Consider the following 17140-nt stretch of genomic DNA (forward strand, 5'->3'; position numbering starts at 1 on the left):
CGGTTTAAGCGTGTTTCTTTGCGGTGTGGGGATGGGTCTCGGCCCAGTGGCGCGCGATATCCACGCGCCGGCAGATCCAGACCTTGTCGTGGCCCTGCACATGGTCGAGGAAGCGCTGCAGCCCGCGCATGCGCCCCGGCCGGCCCAGCAGGCGGCAGTGCATGCCGACCGAGAGCATCTTCGGCTGGTCGAGCCCCTGCGGGTCGCCTTCGGCGTACAGCACGTCGAAGGCGTCCTTGAGGTACTGGAAGAATTGCTCGCCGGTGTTGAAGCCTTGCGGCGTGGCGAAGCGCATGTCGTTCGAATCGAGCGTATAGGGCACCACCAGGTGGGGCTTCTTCTCGCCGCCGGTGACTTCCACCTCGGTCCAGAAGGGCAGGTCGTCGCCGTAGTAGTCCGAGTCGTACAGCAGGCCGCCGTGTTCCACCACCAGGCGGCGCGTGTTGGGGCTGTCGCGGCCGGTGTACCAGCCCAGCGGCAGCGAGCCGGTCAGTTCCTTGATGATCTGCATGCCGATGCGCATGTGCTCGCGCTCGGTGGCTTCATCCATGCCCTGGTAGTGGATCCAGCGCCAGCCGTGACAGGCGATCTCATGGCCGAGTTCGACAAACGCGCGGGTCAGCTCGGGGTGGCGCTGCAATGCCATCGACACGCCGAAGATCGTCAGCGGCAGCCCGCGCTGTTCGAACTCGCGCAGGATGCGCCAGACCCCGGCGCGGGAGCCGTACTCGTACACGCCCTCCATGCTCATGTGGCGCTCCGGATAGGCCGCCGCGCCGATGATCTCCGACAGGAATTGCTCGGAGCCGGCGTCGCCATGCAACACATTGTTCTCGCCGCCCTCTTCGTAGTTGAGGACGAACTGCAGCGCAATGCGCGCGCCGCCCGGCCAGCGGGCGTGCGGCGGCTGGCTGCCGTAGCCGATCAGGTCGCGTGGATAGTTGTTGCTTGTCATCAGGGTCATGATCTTTCAGGAGAACTGTGCCGGCCACCGCCGGCTGGACTTATTCCGTGCCGTGCGTGTTGGCCGCGGCGTTGCGCATCGCCTCTTCACGCGACTGGATGCCGTTGAAGAAGAGGTTGAGCACGACCGCGACGATGGTTCCCAACACGATGCCGCTGTGGGTGAACGGGCCGGTCCACTTGGGCAGGTACTGGAAGAAGGTCGGCGCCAGCGTCGGGATCATGCCGAAGCCGATCGCGATGGCGACGATGAACAGGTTGAAGCGGTTGCGGTTGAAGTCACAGGAGCCGAGGATGCGGATGCCGGTGGCTGCCACCATGCCGAACATCACGATGCCGGCGCCGCCGAGCACGAACTGCGGTACCGAGGCCACGATGTGCGCCATCTTCGGGAACAGGCCCAGCGCGATCAGGATGATGCCGCCGGCCGCCGCCACATAGCGCGAACGCACGCCGGTCACGGTCACCAGGCCCACGTTCTGCGAGAACGAGGTGTAGGGGAAGGTGTTGAACACCCCGCCGATCACGGTGCCCAGGCCGTCGGCGCGCAGGCCGCGGGTCAGCTCTTTATTGGACAGGCGCTTGCCGGTGATGTCGGCCAACGCGAGGAACATCCCGGTCGATTCCACCAGCGTGATCATCATCACCACGCACATCGAAAGAATGGCGGGAATGTCGAAGGTTGGGATGCCGAAATGCAGCGGCGTGACAAACGCGATCGCGCTGGCTTCATTGATGCCTTCGAACGAGACCTTGCCCAGCGCCATCGCCACCAGGGTGCCGATCACGATGCCGAGCAGCACCGCGCAGTTGGCGATCAGGCCGCGGCCGTATTTGCTCAGCAGCAGGATCGCCACCAGCACCAGCGCCGCGATACCGAGGCTGCCGAGGTCGCCGTAGGCGAGGTTAGGCACATCCTTGACCACGCCGTCGATCACGGCGCGCGTGGTGGGCTGGCCGCCGGCCGCCCAGTTGATCCCCACCCCCATCAGCGACACACCGATCAGCGTGATCACCGTGCCGGTCACCACCGGCGGGAACAGCCCGAGCATGCGCCCCATCAGTGGCGCCACCAGAATGCCGAACAATCCCGCGGCGATCACCGCGCCGTAGATGCCTAGCAGGCCCACGTTGGGATCGGAACCGATGGCGATCATCGGCGCCACCGAGGCGAAGGTCACACCCATCATCACCGGCATGCGGATGCCGAACTTCCAGAAGCCGAAGGCCTGGACCAGCGTGGCGAGACCCGCCGCGAACAGGTCGGCGTTGATCAGGAAGGCGAGTTGATCCTTGGGCAGCTTGAGCGCGCCGCCGATGATCAACGGCACTGCGACGGTACCGGCATACATCACCAGAACGTGTTGCAGGCCGAGCGCGAGCAGCCGGCCCGAAGGCAGCCGCTCGTTGGTCAGATCCGTGGGGACCGTGGTGCTGGCGCTAGTCATGAGTGTGTCTCCTCTCCATTGGATTTGATGGGAACGCTGCCGGGCGGGGTGGCTCTCGGTATGTGATTCCGGCGGCGCGCCTCATCGGGGACGCGTTTCTCATTAGCAGGAATCAGGCCTTGGCCGCTGGATGGCAGCGGGAACAACTTGCTAGGTGGAGTGACCCAGCACGCTGCGAAGATCGAAATTACCGGGTTCGTCGGGCTGGACGCGGTCGGCGCAGGCGCCGAGATGGTGCGCCATGCGGCTCTGGGCGAGGGCGGCATCGCCTTGTTCCAGTGCATCAAGAATCTCTTCGTGCTCATCGAAGGAGCAGGCGTTATTGCCCGGCGCCTCGACGCTGGCGATCATCAGCGTGGTGCGCGACACCAGCCGGCGCATCATGGTGACCAGCAGCGCGTTGCCCGAAAGCTCGGCCAGCGCGGTATGGAATTCGGCCGACAGGCGGATCCATTTGGGCCGCGCGTTGGTGCGAAAGGCCTCGCGTTCGGCCTCCACCATCTTGCGCAGCGGCGCGATCACGCGCTTGACGTCGCGCATCCCGGCGAGCTTCTCCAGCACCGCGCGCTCCAGCATCTGGCGCAGCTCGAACATGTCGTGCGCTTCGTCGGTGGACGGGCTGGCGATAAAGGCGCCGCGGTTGGGTTCCAGGTCGACCATGCCGTCGGCGGCCAGGTGCGCCAGCACCTTGCGCACGGTGTGGCGCGCGGTGGCATAGATTTCGCAAAGCGAGAGCTCGGTCAGCTTGGTGCGCGGCGGCAGCCGGTGCTCCATGATCGCGTCATAGATCTCGTGATACATGCGCTCCTCGACGGAGCCCTTGCGGGCGGGCTTGATTTCGGTCGGGGCGGCGGTGTCATTGGCACCGGCGATCAGCTTGAGACTCTTGGACATCTTGGCACCAGCGTATCGGTGAGGAGGGGATCGGCGCGCCACCGCTAAGCGGCTAAAGCCAGGTGGCGTACCCCAAAAATTGTTGACAATTATTTGGTTGTGGCGGCAATATTGTCAACAAAACCGAGCTAGGTTTTCGACAACTCAGGGTAATTCCCGAGTTGCCATACGGTCCGGTGCAAAGCATTGTCGCCCTGCACCAGTCCAGCGCCGGGATGCGTTAGAAATACGTACCGAGCGGGCACCATTCCCACAAATGGTGCTAGTGAAGGCAGCGGCGCCTCTCACAACCCAAAGCCCTAAGGAAGAACAGGATGGGACGCTTGACCACGCATGTACTCGACACCGCAGCCGGCACCCCCGGTGCCGGCATGTCGATTACCCTGCATAAAATTGTCGACAATCACAAGGAGGCGCTGAAGACAGTCGTCACCAACCACGATGGCCGTTGCGACCAGCCCCTGCTGGATGGCGACACCATGGCGGCAGGCGTGTACGAACTCGAATTCGGCGCCGGCGATTATTTCCGCGCGCAAGGGACCAAGTTGCCCGAACCGGCTTTCCTGGACGTGGTGACGCTGCGTTTCGGCATTGCCGACACCGCCGCGCACTACCACGTGCCGCTGCTGGTCTCCCCCTGGTCGTACTCGACCTACCGCGGCAGTTGAGCGCGGTACGGGCAATCAAGGAGACAAGACATGGAAGGCTATATCCTCGACTGGGCCAATATGCTGCTGCGGTGGGTGCACGTCATCACCGCCATCGCGTGGATCGGGTCCTCGTTTTATTTCGTCTGGCTCGACAACAGCCTGACCCGTCCCGATGATCCCGACCTGCAGGAGAGGGGCGTGGGCGGCGAGCTGTGGGCGGTGCACGGCGGCGGTTTCTACAACCCGCAGAAATACCTGACCGCGCCCAAGACACTGCCGGAGAACCTGCACTGGTTCTACTGGGAGTCGTATTCCACCTGGATGACGGGTTTCGGCCTGCTGGTGGTGCTGTACCTGTTCAACGCCAGCACGTTCCTGATCGACAAGAACGTGATGGACATGTCGCCGGGCGCGGCGATCGGGTTTGCGCTGTCCTATCTGGCCGTGGGCTGGGTGGTGTATGACTGCATCTGCCGCGTGTTCGGCAAGAGCGACCGCACCGTCGGCATCCTGGTGGCGATCTACGTCGCGCTGGCCGCCTACGTGGCCTGCCATGTGTTCGCGGGCCGCGCCGCGTTCCTGCTGACCGGCGCGATGATCGCCACCATCATGAGCGCCAACGTGCTGGTGTGGATCATCCCGGGGCAGCGCAAGGTGGTTGCCGCGCTGCGCGCCGGCGAGCCGGTGGATCCGGTGCATGGCAAGAACGCCAAGCAGCGCAGCGTGCATAACACCTATTTCACGCTGCCGGTGCTGTTCGCCATGCTGTCGAACCACTACAGCATGACCTACAGCTACAAGTACAACTGGGCAGCGCTGGTGCTGATCATGCTGGCCGGCGTGCTGATCCGCCAGTTCTTCATCCTGAAGCACAAGGGCAGGATCAACGTGGCCTGGCCGGCTGCCGGTGTCGCGGTGCTGGCCGTGGTTGCGGTCATGATCGCGCCGCAGCCGCGCGAGGCGATGGCGAACAAGGATGGCGCTGCCACGCAGGTCAGCTTCACCAAGGTGCAGGAAGTCATCAACTCGCGTTGCATCCAGTGCCATGCCGCCGCGCCGAAGCTGATGCCGACGGCCGCCAAGGGCATCAAGCTGGACACGGCCGACGAGATCAAGGCGCACGCGCAGCTGATCTATCAGCAAGCGGTGCAGCAGAAGGCCATGCCGCTTGGCAATGTCACGCAGATCACGGATGACGAGCGGGCGCTGCTGGGCCAGTGGTTCGAGTCCGGCGCCAAGACCACTAACTGATTGACGGGGATCCTCGCGGATCCCCCTTGACCGGGCATCGGTGATCGACGCTCCGGTGGCCGTGCCGCTTGCGGGCCGGAGGTCCGGCCTGGCGAGGGTTTGAACGGGGCGCATGCCCCTTTTTTTGTTTTTGCCCGGCGAGCCAAGGGCTTGTTGCAGATTCGCTTGTAGTTGGCGAGATTCTGGATATCCGCGCCGGACAGGCCGACAGGCCGACAGGCCACGCGCCACGCTGGTCATGCTGCCGGCGGCCGGCATCCTGCGTTCCCCCGGTCGACCCGCAATGCGCCGCAGTGCTGGTGGCGCCCGCAGGGCGCACGCCTGCGCATGCGACGTTGGACCAAAGTCCAATACCTGCTGCCATCCAACTGTCGTAGTCTAGATTGAGCGTCGAATCAGGTGGGCCCTGAGGTGCGTCTATGGGGAATTTCGCCATGAGCAAAGTCAAGCCGTTCGTCGCAGTGGTGGATGACGATGAATCGGTGCGTCGCGCCATCAAGAGGCTTCTACGTTCCATCGGGCTGTCATCGGAAACGTTCAAGACGGGAGACGAATTCCTGGACATGTTCGATTCCATACCGTCGTATCGCCCGGACTGCGTCGTGCTTGACATACAGATGCCTGGCCTGAACGGGCTGGAGGTCCAGCGGCGGCTCGCGGGCAGCGGCATCCCTGTGATCTTCATCACGGCACATGACGAAGCCGGCGTGCGCGAGCAGGCATTGGCGGCGGGCGCTGCCGCCTATCTGCGCAAGCCGTTCAACGATGAGATTCTGATCAAGGCCGTGCGTACGGCCATCAGTCCGCCTCCCGGTACGTGAGATGCACGAACCGGGATCGAGCGGTCGGCGAGCGGCTATTGGACCAAAGTCCCATTGTTTTAGCGGGGTCCGGATATCACTATGAATCCAACCCGGGAAGAACGTTGAGCGGGAACGCGCTTGGAATGCGCTTTTACACCATGTCACCATGTCGTCATTTTCTGAATGGAGCACGCATCATGATCAAGAACCTTCGGCTCATTCTCGCGATACCGCTCCTGTTGGTGGCGGTAGCCTGCTCGACGCAGAAGACTTCGTCCGTGGGAGGCGACCCGCAACTGGAAGCGAGCGCACGTGCGGCCCTGCAAAAACTGAATGACACGACACCGAAGAGCAAGGAACTCATGGAGAAGGCGACGGCGATTCTTGTGTTCCCGGACATCATGAAGGCTGGCTTTCTCGTGGGCGCGCAGGGTGGCAACGGGGTGATGTTCGGTCCCGACGGAAAAACCGTGCTTGGCTATTACAACGCCACGGCGCTTTCGTATGGCCTGCAGGCAGGCGTCCAGACCTTCTCTGAGGCCATGTTCCTCATGACCGACTCAGCCCAGAGCTATCTCGCCAGCAGCGACGGGTGGTCGGTGGGGGTCGGTCCGAGCATCGTGGTGGTGGATGAGGGCATGGGGAGATCGTTGACCACCACGACGCTGAAATCGGATGTCTACGCATTCATCTTTGGGCAGCAAGGGCTGATGGCCGGCATGGGTGTGCAGGGCCAGAAGATCACCAAGCTCAATCGCTGAAACGGTTGATGGCGCCGGTCGGCCCGGCGCCCATTTCAGCTGGCGCGTGTCGTGCCTGTCAGGCGCGGCACGCGCCAGGTTCGCGTGATCGGGGCAGTGGAGGGGGGAGTCTCAAGCGATGCATCAAATGCAGCGAGTCTCGATAGGCCTGATGATGTGCGCCCTGGCGTGCGCTGCCGTCGCGCAGCAACCCATCTTCTATCCCGCCAAAGGGCAGGGGGCGCAGAAGCAAAACTCGGACACCGCCGAATGCCAGCTGTGGGCGAAGCAGAACACCGGGGTGGATCCGGTCGCCATTGCGCAGCAATCCGGTCAACCGAGCGCGCCGCCGCAGCAAGGCGGCCGGCTCCGGGGCGCGGCCGGTGGTGCCGCCGCAGGTGCGGCGATTGGTGCGATCGCAGGCGATGCCGGGAAGGGTGCGGCGATTGGTGCCGTGACGGGGACAGCCGCCGGCGGCATACGCCAGCGCCGCAGCAACGAGGCTACGGCCGGACAGCAGCAAGCGGGCCAGCAACAGGCCGCCCAGCAGATGGCCACGTTCAACCGGGCGGTGGCGGCGTGCATGACGGGCAGGGGGTATTCGGTGCAGTAGTGGATAGTGGGTAGTGGGCAGAGGGCAGAGGGCAGAGGGCAGAGGGCAGAGGGCAGAGGGCAGAGGGCAGGACAGTTGGGAATCCAAAGATGACGACGAAACCAAGGCGAGGCGCGTGTGCGACCGTATGGCTCAGTCTCGCGTGCGCAATTGCGCTCGACAAAATCCACGGCGCGATGCCACTGGCGCTGGTGAATCGCGCAAGCGTGCACGCGCTGTCTGGCTACTGCATACCGCCGTAGCCGGCCGCGGATCCGGGCGTGCCTGCTTAGTGTTCCACGAGTCCGAGTTCCCAATGGGAGACTCACATGGCGATTTCATCTTCGCGGATCGTAGCCGTCGGTTCCAGGCGCGCGCGTAGCCGCGCCTGCTTGCTGTGCGCGCTGGCCAGCACGACGTTAGTGCTGCTTGCCGCCTGCCACAAGTCGGCGAACGAGTTGCCGCGCGCGCCCATTGACGTGACGGTCATGACTGTCACACAGCGTGATACGCCGGTCGACTACGAGTTCACCGCCCAGACGCAAAGCTCACGCGAGGTCGAGATTCGCGCGCGCGTCGATGGCTTCCTGGAAAAGCGCGTCTATACCGAGGGGTCGCTGGTGCAGGCCGGGCAGACGCTCTTCCTGATGGATAAAGCGCCATTCGAAGCGGCGCTCCAGTCGGCCAAGGGCCAGCTCGCGCAGCAGCAGGCCAGGCTTACCGTGACCAAGGCCAATCTCGCACGCGTGGTTCCGCTCGCCGCCCAGAACGCACTCAGCCAGAAGGACCTTGATAACGCAACGGGTAACGAAAAGGAGGCGGAAGCCGCCGTGATCGCCGCCCAAGGCCAGGTCCGGACCGCGGAACTCAACCTGAGCTACACGACCATCAAGTCCCCGCTGAAGGGCTTGTCGAGCTTTGCAAGGCAGCAGGACGGCAGCTACGTGACGGCGAGCGCATCGGGGCTGCTTACCTACGTCTACCAGCTTGATCCGATGTGGGTGAACTTCAGCATCTCCGAGAACGAGTTGCTCTCATACCGCGACCAGGAGGCCAAAGGCCAGATCAGGTTTCCCCCCGACAGTGACTTCGAGGTCACCGTCATCCTTGCCGACGGCACCGAGTTTCCGGGGCGCGGTCACATCAACTTCACCAATCCGGCGTTCAATACGCAGACCGGCACGTTCCTCGTGCGGGCTTCGTTCGCGAACCCGCAAGGCACCCTGCGTCCCGGACAGTTCGTGCGCGCACGCGTTGCGGGCGCGGTGCGCCCGAATGCGATCCTCGTCCCACGTCGTGCGGTGTTGCAGGGTTCGAAGAGCCATTTCGTCTGGGTCGTCGACAAAGACGCGAAAGGCCATCAACGGGTGGTCGAAGCCGGGGCGTGGCACGGCGAAGACTGGTTCATCAATGAGGGCCTGAAGCCGGGCGAGCGGATCGTCGTCGACGGCGCGATCCGCGTCATCGCCGATACGCCGCTGAAGATTACCCAGGCGCCCGCCAAGAATGCCGCCGTGGAACAGCACAGTGAAGGGCAGACCCTGTCGCAGCGCCAGTCTGCCCCTGGCGTGACGAACTGACCGGGCAGGCGAAATGAACATCTCCCATTTCTGCATCGACCGGCCGATCTTCGCATCGGTCATTTCGATCGTGATCACTCTCGGCGGTGCGCTGGCAATGCTCAGCCTGCCCATCGCGCAGTACCCCGACGTCACGCCGCCGCAGATCACGATCTCCGCCACGTACCCCGGCGCGACCGGGGATGTGGTCGCGAACAACGTAGCCGCACCGATCGAGCAGCAAGTCAATGGCGCGGACAACATGATCTATATGAACTCTTCGAGTTCATCGACCGGCAATTACACGCTGAACGTCTACTTCCAGATCGGCACCAACCCCGAACTTGCGCAGGTCGATGTGCAGAACCGCGTGAACCTGGCGCTACCGCAACTGCCTTCTTCGGTGCAGTCGCAGGGCATCCAGGTGCAGAAGAAATCCTCGGCGTTCATGATGGTCATCGCCGTCTATTCGCCCAGCGACCGCTACGATTCGACCTACATCGCCAACTACACCAACATCTACGTGCTCGACGCGCTAAAGCGCATACCCGGCGCCAATCAGTCGAGCATCTTCGGCACGCCTGACTACGCCATGCGCATCTGGCTCAAGCCTGACCGCATGGCGCAGCTCGGCATCACGGCTTCCGATGTGCAGAAGGCCGTCGCCAACCAGAACCAGCAGTTCGCGGTCGGCAGCATCGGCCAGTCGCCAACCGGCACCGCGGTCGAGCAGTCATTCGCGGTAACCACCACGGGCCGCCTGAGCGATCCAGCCGAATTCGAGAACATCATCCTGCGGGCGGCGAGCGGCGATGCGGCGATCGTCCGCCTCAAGGACATCGGCCGGGCCGAACTCGGCCGCAAGGACTATTCGATCCGCAGCAAGTTCCAGGGCAAGCCGGCGACGGTCATCGCGGTCTACCAGCAGCCGGGCGCCAATGCGCTCGACGTGTCCAAGCAGGTGCGCAAGACGCTGGAGGAGATGAAGAAGTCGTTTCCGGAAGGCCTTGATTACAGTATCGCAATGGACACGACCGAATTCACGCGCGCGTCCATCTCGGACGTCATTCATACGTTCTTCGAAGCGCTCGTGCTGGTGGTGATTGTCGTGTTCGTCTTCCTGCAGAGCTTGCGTGCCACCCTGATCCCGGTGCTTGCGGTGCCGGTGTCGATCGTCGGTACCTTCATGGGCATGCTCGCGCTCGGGTTCTCGATCAACATGCTGACCTTGTTCGGCATGGTGCTCGCGATCGGCATTGTGGTGGACGATGCCATCGTGGTGGTCGAGAACGTCGAGCGGAATATGACCGTCCACAAGCTGAGTCCGAAGGACGCCGCCAAGCGAGCCATGGACGAAGTCTCGGGCCCGGTGGTCGCGATCGTGCTGGTGATGTGCGCTGTGTTCGTGCCGGTCGCTTTCCTTGCGGGCATCACCGGACAGCTGTACAAGCAGTTCGCCATCACCATTGCGATCTCGGTGGTGTTCTCCGGGCTGGTTGCTCTCACGCTGTCGCCTGCGCTGGCGGCGTTGCTGCTGAAGCCCGGACACCATGAAAAGAAGGGGTTCTTCAAGTGGTTCGACAATGCCTTCGGGCGGATGACCGAGGGCTATACGGGCATGGTGAAGCTGGTCATCAAGCGCTTTGCGGTGGCCCTGATCCTGTTCGTCGGCATGATTGCGCTCGCGGTTGTCATGATGCGGTCGATCCCGACCTCGTTTCTCCCGCCGGAGGACCAGGGCTATCTGCTTGGCGCGGTGATCATGCCGGACGCGGCGAGCCTGGATCGCACCGGGGCGGTATCCCAGCACGTCACCGACTATTTCCTGAAGCAGCCGGCCGTGAGCAGCGTCACGGTGGTCGACGGATACAGCCTGCTCGACAGCCAGAACAAGAATAACGCGGGGGCGTTCTTCATCGGCTTCAAGAGCTTCGACGAGCGCTACAAATTCGCCAACATCAAGACGCAGAACGCGCGCGCCGTGCTGATCGGCGCGTACGAGAACCTCTCCAAGGTAAAGGAGGGGATCATCCTGCCGGTCAATCCGCCGTCGATCCCGGGGCTCGGAACCACCGGCGGCACGGAGATGTGGATCCAGAGCAAGGGGGATGCCACCATCCCGCAACTCGCCGGCGTGGTGAATGACTTCATGGCCAAGGCGAAGCAGCGGCCCGAACTGGCCCGCGTTACGTCGACCTTCAACGCAGCGTCCCAGCAACTGCTGGTCAACGTGGACCGTGACAAGGCGGAGACGCTGGGGGTGCCGATCGAGGAAGTCTACGGCGCGATGCAGACCATGTTCGGCTCGCTGTACGTCTCGCAGTTCAATCGCTCCAGCCGGCTGTGGCAGGTGATCCTGCAAGCTGAGCCCTCTTATCGGCTCAAGCCCGGGGATCTCGACCAGATCTTCGTGCGCGGCAGGACTGGCAGCATGGTCCCGCTCAAGGCTATGGTGACCACCAAGTTCGTCACCGGTCCGGACCTGGTCACGCGCTTCAACAATTTCCCGGCGGTCAAGATTACGGCCAATGCGGCCCCGGGCTACAGCTCGGGACAGGTCCTGTCCACGCTGGAAGAAGTCGCCGAGGCGGTGATGCCCCCCGGCTATGGGGTGGGGTGGAGCGGCGAGGCATACGAGGCAAGACAGGCTGGCGGCACCTCCGGGCTGGTGTTCGTGTTCGGCCTGATCATGGTGTTCCTGATTCTCGCCGCGCAGTACGAGAAATGGAGCTTGCCGGTGGGGGTGCTGATGGCGGTGCCGTTTGCGCTCTTTGGCGCGCTGCTTGCCATCCTGCTGCGCGGCCTCGAGAACGACGTCTACTTCCAGATCGGCCTGACCATGCTGGTCGCACTGGCGGCCAAGAACGCGATCCTGATCTTCGAGTTTGCCGTGCTCAACCGTGAAGCGGGCGAGTCGGTCTACGACGCCGCGGTGACGGCGGCGACGGAACGGCTGCGCCCGATCGTGATGACTTCCCTGGCCTTTATCCTTGGCTGCGTCCCGCTGGCGATTGCGCTCGGCGCATCGGCCAACAGCCGCCATTCGATCGGCACCGGCGTCATTGGCGGCATGCTTGGCGCGACGGTGATCGCCGTGTTCTTCATCCCGATGTTCTTCTATGTGCTGGAAACGATGTCGGAGAAGAGGGGCGGGGGCAAAGAGACCCCCGGACCGGAAGGCGGTGCGCCGGGCGCGCCGCCAGCGGGCTCCATCGGCGCGGGTTCGGGCGGCCCTGCGGCCACGCCGTCCGCCAGACGCGAGGGCGAATGACATGCGCACCCCGGCTCTTTCGCTGATGGCCTTGCTCACGCTTGGCGGCTGCCTGCTCGGGCCGAACTACCAGCGGCAGGCCGTCGATACGCCACCCGCCTTCCGCTTCGCCGACGCGGAGGCGAAGGATCTCGTCAATACGGCATGGTGGGTGCAGTTCGACGATCCGGCGCTCAACGACCTGATCGCCACCGCGCTGGCCGAGAACAAGGATGTGAAGATCGCGTCGGCGCGCGTCGAGCAGTTCCTCGGGCAGTTCCAGAGCACGCGCTCGCAGTTGTTCCCGCAGCTCGCCGCGGGCGCCAATGCGCGGCGTGAGCGCGTGCCGGGGGGATCGGGGCTATTGCCGTCCAACATCGGCCCGGTCCTCAACCAGTACCAGGCGACACTTTCGGCATCGTGGGAAATCGATGTATTCGGCAAACTGCGCCGTCAGACCGAAGCCGCGCGGGCGAGCCTGCTGGCGAGCGAGGAGGGGCGGCGCGCGACGATCCTGACGCTGGTGGCTTCCGTGGCGTCGTCATACGTCAACCTGCTTTCGCTCGACCGGCAACTGGTCATTGCCAAGGCCACCGTGGCAAGCCGGGAAGATTCGGTGCACGTATTCCAGCTGCGCTATAAGGGCGGGGAAGTGTCGCAGATGGAGCTGGCGCAGAGCGAGTCCGAATACGAGTCCTCGCTGGCCACGGTTCCGCAGATCGAACTTCTGATTGCGCAGCAGGAGGATGCACTGTCCATCCTCCTTGGAAAAAATCCGCAGCCGATTCCGCGCGGCCGCAATCTGGAAGACCTGGTCATGCCATCGGTGCCGGCGGGGCTGCCATCCGAACTGCTCACTCGCCGCCCCGACTTGCGGCAGGCCGAGCAGAACCTGATCGCCGCCAACGCCCTGATAGGCGCGGCGCGCGCGCTCTACTTCCCGTCCATCTCGCTGACCGGCGTGTTCGGCACGGCCAGCAGCCAGTTCTCGTCGCTCTTCACCGGCCCGGCCAGGTTGTGGTCGTACGCCGGCGCGGTGACGATGCCGATCTTCACCGCGGGCAACATCGGCGGGCAGGTCAAGCAGGCCGAGGCGCAGCAGCAGCAAGCGCTGTTCGCGTACCAGAAGGCGATCCAGGTGGCGTTCCAGGAGGTCGACGACGCCTTGGTGTCGCTGCAGAAGACGCGCGAGAAGCTTGTCGTGCAGGGCCGCCAGGTCGACGCGCTGGCGACCTACGCGCGGCTCGCACGGTTGCGCTACGAGGGCGGATACACGAGCTACATCGAAGTGCTGGACGCCGAGCGCAGTCTTTTCAACGCGCAACTGAACTACGCGCAGGAGCAGGGGGCGGTCTTTACCTCGAGCGTGGATCTCTATAAGGCGATGGGCGGCGGCTGGGTGGTTGATGCCGAACGCATGACCTCCGTGGTGTATGGCGACGGCGCCGCATCCGCGAAGCAGGGCGGGTCCGTCGCCACGCCGGACCAGCCGCAGCCATGACATCCGCGCGCCTGATCGCCTGCCACGAGTGCGACCTGCTGCAGCGCGAAACGGCGCTGCCGGCCGGCGGCGTCGCGCACTGCCGGCGCTGCGGCGCGGAACTCTATCGCAGCCGCCCGGAGGGCCTGGATCGCGCGCTCGCCTTCACGCTCGCGGCGCTGGTGTTGTTCGCGGTGGCGAACATGTTTCCCGTCGTGGGATTGGCGGTAAATGGCGATCTGGTCCAGAGCACGCTGTTCGGGGCGGTTCGTATCCTCTATCGCGACGGCATGTGGCCGCTCGCCGGTCTCGTGTTCGTCACCACGCTCATGATGCCGCTGCTGAGAATGGCGGCGATGACGTATCTGCTGGTGCCGCTGTGGATGCAACGGCTCCCGCGCCGCCCGGACGTGGCATTTCGTGTCCTGGAACTGGCGGCGCCGTGGGGCATGACCGAAGTCCTGATCCTCGGCATGCTGGTCGCCCTGGTCAAGCTCGCGCATATCGCTACCGTGGTGCCCGGCGTTGCACTGTGGGCGTTCGGGGCGGTGATGCTCCTGCTTGCCGCCGCGGCCTCCGCGTTCGATCCTCGCGACCTGTGGGCGCGGATGGATGCGGCATCGGCCGTGCACGCGGAAGGCGGCGGCGTGATCACTGCGTCGGCTGCCACGGCGGCCCGCGCGGGCCTTCTCGTCTGCCATAGCTGCGGGCTGTTGTCGCGGCCGCCGCCGCGCGCCCATGAAGGCAGCTGCCCGCGCTGCGGGGCGCACCTGCACTTTCGCAAGCCGGCCAGCATCGCACGCACGTGGGCGTTCCTGATTGCCGCGATGATCCTGTATATCCCGGCCAATGCGCTGCCCGTGATGGACACAAGCTCGCTGTTCGGCGCGCAGGAAGACACGATCCTGAGCGGCGTGGTCTATCTCTGGACCTCGGGATCCAGGTTGCTGGCGAGCGTTGTGTTCATCGCAAGTATCGCGGTCCCGATGCTCAAGATCATCGCGCTGCTGTTTCTCGTCATCTCGGTGCAGTTCCACTCGCCGTGGCTGCTCGAGAAAAAGACGCGCATCTATCGCCTGGTGGAACTGGTCGGGCGCTGGTCGATGCTCGATATCTACGTCATCACCCTGCTGGTTGCGCTCGTGCAGTTCAGCGCTCTGGCGACGATCAAGGCCGGTCCGGCCTCGGTGGCTTTTGGCGCGGTGGTGGTGCTGACCATGTTCGCCGCGATGTCGTTCGATCCGCGTCTGATCTGGGACGCCGTGGAGAAGGATCATGGCTGAGCCTCCCGAACGTCGCGAGCAGCCCGGTTCGCCCGGTTCGCCCGATTTCCCCGAGGCGGTCGTCAAGCCGCGCTCGCGCTGGCGCCTGCAGCTTGTCTGGCTGGTGCCGCTGGTGGCGGTGCTGATCGGTGGCTGGCTCGCGGTGCAGGCGGTCCTGGAAAAAGGCCCGACCATTACCATTGGCTTCAAGACTGGCGAAGGACTCGACGCGGGCAAGACCAAGATCAAGTACAAGGATGTCGAGATCGGCGTGGTCAAGAGCGTTGCCCTGTCGAAGGACCGCCGCAGCGTCGTTGCAAAGGCTGAACTGGCCAAGGATGCTACGCCCCTGCTGGTCGACGACACCCGCTTCTGGGTGGTACGGCCGCGTATTTCCGGTGGCACCGTGTCCGGGCTCGGTACGTTGCTGTCCGGCTCGTATATCGGCATGGATGTCGGTACCCAGGCCAAGGCGCGACGTGACTTCGTCGGCCTCGAGACCCCGCCTGTCTTCGCGCAGGATGTCCCCGGGCGGGAGTTCGTACTCAAGAGCGAAGACATGGGCTCGGTCGACATCGGGACTCCCGTTTTCTACAGGCGCTTGCAGGTTGGCCAGATTACCTCCTACGTCATGGACGCCGATGGCAACGGAGTCACGCTGCGCGCATTCATCAACGCGCCCTACGACAAGTATGTGCGGGCCGATACCCGCTTCTGGCACGCAAGCGGCGTCGATGTCTCGCTGGACACCAGCGGTGTGAAGGTCGATACGCAATCGATGGTGGCGATCCTCATTGGCGGCGTCGCCTTTCAAACGCCTRCGGACACGGCGGATGGACCGCAGGCCGCGGCGAACGCCCAATTCGATCTGTTCCACGACCGTGCCGAGGCAATGAAACGCCATGACCGCTTTTACGATACTTACGTGCTGAACTTCAAGGAATCGGTCCGAGGGCTGGCGGTAGGCGCACCTGTTGATTTCCGGGGCATCGTGGTGGGTGAGATCACGGCGATCAATACACGCTTCGATCCGGTCAAGAAGGAGTTCAGCATTCCGGTCGAAGTGCGACTCTATCCGGAGCGCTTCACATCGCGCTACGAGTCGGGAAGGACGGGGAAGGGCGGCAGGCTCACGGCGGACCCCCACGCGCTTGCACAATGGCTGGTTGAGCATGGCTTCCGCGGCCAGTTGAGAACAGGCAACCTGCTGACCGGGCAGCTCTACGTCGCACTGGATTTCTTCCCTGCGGCTCCCAAGGTCGAGATTGACTGGAAGGCGAAGCCGCCTGAACTGCCGACAGTTCCGGGTGGCCTGCAGTCGCTTCAGGATTCCGTGACGAGTCTGGTTGCCAAGCTCAACAAGATTCCGTTCGAAGGCATCGGCAAGGATGTCAGCCAGACCCTGCGGGAAGCGGACGCGCTGCTCAAGACGCTGAATACCGAACTGGCACCGGAGGCCCGCGCCGCGATAGCGTCTGCGCGCACGACGCTCGACTCGGCCAATAGTGCTATCCAGCCGGATTCCACGCTCACGCAGAGTACCGCCGATACCATGCGGGAACTGTCACGCATGGCAACATCGTTTCGCGTGCTCGCGGACTATCTCGAGCGCCATCCGGAAGCACTGCTTCGCGGCAAGACGGAGGACAAGAAGTGAAGCGCTCTCTTCTTCTGATAGCCGCGGCCCTTGGGGTTGCGGTGCTGGGGGGCTGTGCGACGTCGCCTCAGGCGGCCTTCTATACGCTGAGCCCGGAGCGCCCGCGGGAGGCCGTTGGCACCGGTGGTGCTTCCCTTGCCGTCGCGATTGAGCTTGTGGCGGTGCCGGAAATGGTCGACCGGCCGCAATTGGTGTTGCGGGTCAATGACACGCAGGTAAGGATTGACGAGTTCGCGCGCTGGGCCGAGCCGCTGAAGCGGCAGATTGCGAACGTCATCGCTGCCGACCTTGCGCAGCTTCTTCCCGATGCGCATGTTTCGAGCTATCCGCAATGGGCGGACCGGATGGCGGCGTACCAGGTGTCGCTCGACGTACAGGGCTTCGACTCCGCGCCGGGCGATGCGGCGGCAGTCTCGGTGCTATGGCTGGTGCGGCCACCCAGGCAGGGGACGCCGGTGAGTGGCCGCAGTGTCGTGCGCGAGCCCGCCGGCGGTCCGGGTTACGATGCGCTCGTCGCCGCGCACAGCCGGGCACTGGCCGCGGTCAGCCGCGATATTGCCGCGGCGATTCGGGCGGCACGCGGGGATTGAC

General features: G+C 64.1%; 14 protein-coding genes. 11 read left to right on the forward strand and 3 right to left on the reverse strand.

Annotated elements, in window-relative coordinates:
* Positions 1-4: 4 nt before the first annotated feature.
* The 3 genes from puuE to AC1DQ3_RS02620 all read right to left on the reverse strand — a co-directional run bounded on the left by puuE (position 5) and on the right by AC1DQ3_RS02620 (position 3305).
* Entirely contained in the window at positions 5-955 is a 951-nt protein-coding gene (puuE, locus tag AC1DQ3_RS02610) for an allantoinase PuuE (protein ID WP_477118908.1), read from the reverse strand.
* A 49-nt stretch (positions 956-1004) separates the two neighbouring features.
* On the reverse strand, positions 1005-2411 hold the full coding sequence (locus tag AC1DQ3_RS02615; RefSeq protein WP_477118614.1) for a nucleobase:cation symporter-2 family protein: 1407 nt from the start codon (positions 2409-2411) through the stop codon (positions 1005-1007).
* Positions 2412-2561: 150 nt separating this feature from the next.
* A complete protein-coding gene (locus AC1DQ3_RS02620) occupies positions 2562-3305 on the reverse strand; it encodes a GntR family transcriptional regulator (RefSeq protein ID WP_477118615.1) in 744 nt (247 codons plus the stop codon).
* Positions 3306-3619: 314 nt separating this feature from the next.
* On the opposite strand from AC1DQ3_RS02620, the gene uraH reads away from it, so the two are divergent.
* From uraH to AC1DQ3_RS02675, 11 genes are all read left to right on the forward strand, one after another.
* Positions 3620-3973, forward strand: coding sequence for a hydroxyisourate hydrolase (gene uraH, locus AC1DQ3_RS02625; RefSeq protein WP_477118616.1), 354 nt, complete (start codon positions 3620-3622; stop codon positions 3971-3973).
* Positions 3974-4003: 30 nt separating this feature from the next.
* Positions 4004-5206 (forward strand): urate hydroxylase PuuD, encoded by a 1203-nt coding sequence (locus tag AC1DQ3_RS02630; RefSeq protein ID WP_477118617.1) that lies wholly within the window; start codon positions 4004-4006, stop codon positions 5204-5206.
* 434 nt (positions 5207-5640) lie between these two features.
* Positions 5641-6027 (forward strand): response regulator transcription factor, encoded by a 387-nt coding sequence (locus AC1DQ3_RS02635; RefSeq protein ID WP_477118618.1) that lies wholly within the window; start codon positions 5641-5643, stop codon positions 6025-6027.
* 179 nt (positions 6028-6206) lie between these two features.
* Positions 6207-6770, forward strand: a complete 564-nt coding sequence (locus AC1DQ3_RS02640; RefSeq protein WP_477118619.1) for a lipid-binding SYLF domain-containing protein — start codon at positions 6207-6209, stop codon at positions 6768-6770.
* A 151-nt stretch (positions 6771-6921) separates the two neighbouring features.
* Positions 6922-7362 (forward strand): YMGG-like glycine zipper-containing protein, encoded by a 441-nt coding sequence (locus AC1DQ3_RS02645; RefSeq protein WP_477118620.1) that lies wholly within the window; start codon positions 6922-6924, stop codon positions 7360-7362.
* 308 nt (positions 7363-7670) lie between these two features.
* Complete coding sequence (locus AC1DQ3_RS02650) at positions 7671-8921, forward strand: efflux RND transporter periplasmic adaptor subunit (RefSeq protein ID WP_477118621.1); 1251 nt, start codon at positions 7671-7673, stop codon at positions 8919-8921.
* Positions 8922-8934: 13 nt separating this feature from the next.
* Positions 8935-12171: an efflux RND transporter permease subunit gene (locus AC1DQ3_RS02655; protein ID WP_477118622.1), complete on the forward strand. Its 3237-nt coding sequence runs from the start codon at positions 8935-8937 to the stop codon at positions 12169-12171.
* A 1-nt stretch (position 12172) separates the two neighbouring features.
* On the forward strand, positions 12173-13651 hold the full coding sequence (locus AC1DQ3_RS02660) for an efflux transporter outer membrane subunit (RefSeq protein ID WP_477118623.1): 1479 nt from the start codon (positions 12173-12175) through the stop codon (positions 13649-13651).
* Positions 13648-14913, forward strand: coding sequence for a paraquat-inducible protein A (locus tag AC1DQ3_RS02665; RefSeq protein WP_477118624.1), 1266 nt, complete (start codon positions 13648-13650; stop codon positions 14911-14913). Before AC1DQ3_RS02660 ends, AC1DQ3_RS02665 begins: the two co-directional genes overlap by 4 nt.
* Positions 14906-16549 (forward strand): PqiB family protein, encoded by a 1644-nt coding sequence (locus AC1DQ3_RS02670; protein WP_477118625.1) that lies wholly within the window; start codon positions 14906-14908, stop codon positions 16547-16549. The genes AC1DQ3_RS02665 and AC1DQ3_RS02670 overlap by 8 nt, the downstream gene beginning before the upstream one ends.
* Positions 16546-17139: a PqiC family protein gene (locus AC1DQ3_RS02675; protein WP_477118626.1), complete on the forward strand. Its 594-nt coding sequence runs from the start codon at positions 16546-16548 to the stop codon at positions 17137-17139. Before AC1DQ3_RS02670 ends, AC1DQ3_RS02675 begins: the two co-directional genes overlap by 4 nt.
* The last annotated feature ends 1 nt before the right edge of the window (position 17140 follow it).

It is taken from the genome of Cupriavidus sp. 01T418 (genome assembly GCF_056398885.1).

What these genes read in the sequence shown, in the direction of transcription:
- AC1DQ3_RS02655 (WP_477118622.1), top strand. Translation starts at nt 8,935, where the DNA reads ATGAACATCTCCCATTTCTGCATCGACCGGCCGATCTTCGCATCGGTC.
- AC1DQ3_RS02645 (WP_477118620.1), top strand. Translation starts at nt 6,922, where the DNA reads ATGATGTGCGCCCTGGCGTGCGCTGCCGTCGCGCAGCAACCCATCTTC.
- AC1DQ3_RS02650 (WP_477118621.1), top strand. Translation starts at nt 7,671, where the DNA reads ATGGCGATTTCATCTTCGCGGATCGTAGCCGTCGGTTCCAGGCGCGCG.
- AC1DQ3_RS02640 (WP_477118619.1), top strand. Translation starts at nt 6,207, where the DNA reads ATGATCAAGAACCTTCGGCTCATTCTCGCGATACCGCTCCTGTTGGTG.
- AC1DQ3_RS02665 (WP_477118624.1), top strand. Translation starts at nt 13,648, where the DNA reads ATGACATCCGCGCGCCTGATCGCCTGCCACGAGTGCGACCTGCTGCAG.
- AC1DQ3_RS02615 (WP_477118614.1), bottom strand. Translation starts at nt 2,411, where the DNA reads ATGACTAGCGCCAGCACCACGGTCCCCACGGATCTGACCAACGAGCGG.
- AC1DQ3_RS02630 (WP_477118617.1), top strand. Translation starts at nt 4,004, where the DNA reads ATGGAAGGCTATATCCTCGACTGGGCCAATATGCTGCTGCGGTGGGTG.
- AC1DQ3_RS02660 (WP_477118623.1), top strand. Translation starts at nt 12,173, where the DNA reads ATGCGCACCCCGGCTCTTTCGCTGATGGCCTTGCTCACGCTTGGCGGC.
- puuE (WP_477118908.1), bottom strand. Translation starts at nt 955, where the DNA reads ATGACAAGCAACAACTATCCACGCGACCTGATCGGCTACGGCAGCCAG.
- AC1DQ3_RS02635 (WP_477118618.1), top strand. Translation starts at nt 5,641, where the DNA reads ATGAGCAAAGTCAAGCCGTTCGTCGCAGTGGTGGATGACGATGAATCG.
- uraH (WP_477118616.1), top strand. Translation starts at nt 3,620, where the DNA reads ATGGGACGCTTGACCACGCATGTACTCGACACCGCAGCCGGCACCCCC.
- AC1DQ3_RS02620 (WP_477118615.1), bottom strand. Translation starts at nt 3,305, where the DNA reads ATGTCCAAGAGTCTCAAGCTGATCGCCGGTGCCAATGACACCGCCGCC.